This window comes from Parafannyhessea sp., from assembly GCF_051876455.1.
Taxonomy (GTDB): domain Bacteria; phylum Actinomycetota; class Coriobacteriia; order Coriobacteriales; family Atopobiaceae; genus Parafannyhessea.
Map to the genome: position 1 here is coordinate 1 of NZ_JBJEHW010000002.1, position 1,570 is coordinate 1,570.

The window sequence follows — 1,570 nt, forward strand, 5'->3', positions numbered from 1 at the left end:
TCTGGCACCTCCGGCTCCGCCGGCACGCGCACTGCCAGGGGCACGAAGTCGTCTGGCTCCGGCGTCCCGACGACCGGCGACACCAACGACGCCGCGCTCCCCGTGGCACTCGGCACGGCTGGTGCCGCAGCGGTCGCGATTGCGGTCGCGCGCAAGCGCCACAACGACGAGGCGTAAGCGCTCGGGAGCCCTGAGGGTGATTCGGTCTGCATGACGTGGGCGAGGGGAGCCGCTCCGGCGGTTCCCCTCGCTTCGTGCGTCGGGGGAGGGGCCCGCGGAGGTACCCGACCGAGCCTACGGGCAGGCCGCGGCAAGGGGCCCGCGACCTTCTCGCCCGCGTCGCTCAGCCGCTCGAAAAAGGCGGTGCAAGCTCAGGCACAAATGAGCGCTCGTGTGCGTTGCGCGACGTTTTGGGTAGTAGTAAGCTAGGCTGAGTTTTTGAATGGGAGTCGAAAAAACGGGGAGCCATCCCCGGACCCCCAGGGAGAGAGGAAGTGCGTAATGCAGTCCAAGATCGCCCACGCCGCAGAGCGCAAGGCGTTCAGCGTGGTGCTCGACAAGATCATCGCCAGCGCATCCGGTGACGACCGCGAGAAGAACATCGACCACCTGATCGACATGGCCGGCAAGCTCCTTAAGGATACCTCGCCCGGCGCCGTCCGCGGCCTGAGGAAGGGCCTGCGCAACGGCTCCAAGTGGGAGAAGTTCCTCTTCAACGTGATCGACGAGACCGATCCCCACGTGCTCAAGACGGTCATCCTCAACGGCGGCTACGAGGCTGCGTTCCGCGGCCTGCGCAACACCACCGCCAACGCGGACAAGTACCAGTGCAACGTGCCCTGGATCATCCTGTTTGACCCGACCTCCGCGTGCAACAAACACTGCGTGGGCTGCTGGGCGGCCGACTACGGCAACCGCCTGAACCTCACGTACGAGGAGATGGACAGCCTCGTGAGCCAGGCCGAGGACCTGGGCACCCACATGTTCATGCTCACCGGCGGCGAGCCGCTGGTCCGCAAGGCCGACGTCCTCAAGCTGGCCGAGAAGCACAACACCAGCCTCTTCAACATCTTCACCAACGCGTCGCTCGTGGACGAGCCGTTCTGCCAGAAGGTGCAGGAGCTGGGCAACATCGTCTTCAGCGTGTCGCTCGAGTCCTACGAGCCCACCGTCAACGACGGCCGCCGCGGCGAGGGCTCGTTCCAGGAGGTCATGGACGCCTTCGACCTCATGCACAAGCACGGCCTGCTGTACGGCACCTCCACCTGCTACACGCGTGCCAACACCGAGCGCGTGAGCTCCGACGAGTTCTTCAAGCTCCTGATTGACAAGGGCTGCCGCTACGCCTGGTACTTCCACTACATGCCGGTGGGCGAGGGCGCCAACGCCGACCTCATGCCCACGGTCGCGCAGCGCGAGTACATGTTCAACCGCATCCGCTGGGTCCGCGCCATCGGCGACGAGGGCTATCCCATCTTCGCGATGGACTTCCAGAACGACGGCGAGTTCGTGGGTGGCTGCATCGCTGGCGGCCGTGTGTACTGCCACGTTAACGCCCGCGGCGACGTGG

2 protein-coding genes are annotated in these 1,570 nt (G+C 65.8%); both read left to right on the forward strand.

Annotated elements, in window-relative coordinates:
• Positions 1–177: LPXTG cell wall anchor domain-containing protein (locus tag ACI38Z_RS00165; protein ID WP_439788169.1), on the forward strand; the 177-nt coding region annotated here is incomplete at its 5' end.
• A 324-nt stretch (positions 178–501) separates the two neighbouring features.
• Positions 502–1,570 (forward strand): radical SAM/SPASM domain-containing protein (locus tag ACI38Z_RS00170; RefSeq protein WP_439788168.1); only part of this gene is annotated, 1,069 nt, incomplete at its 3' end.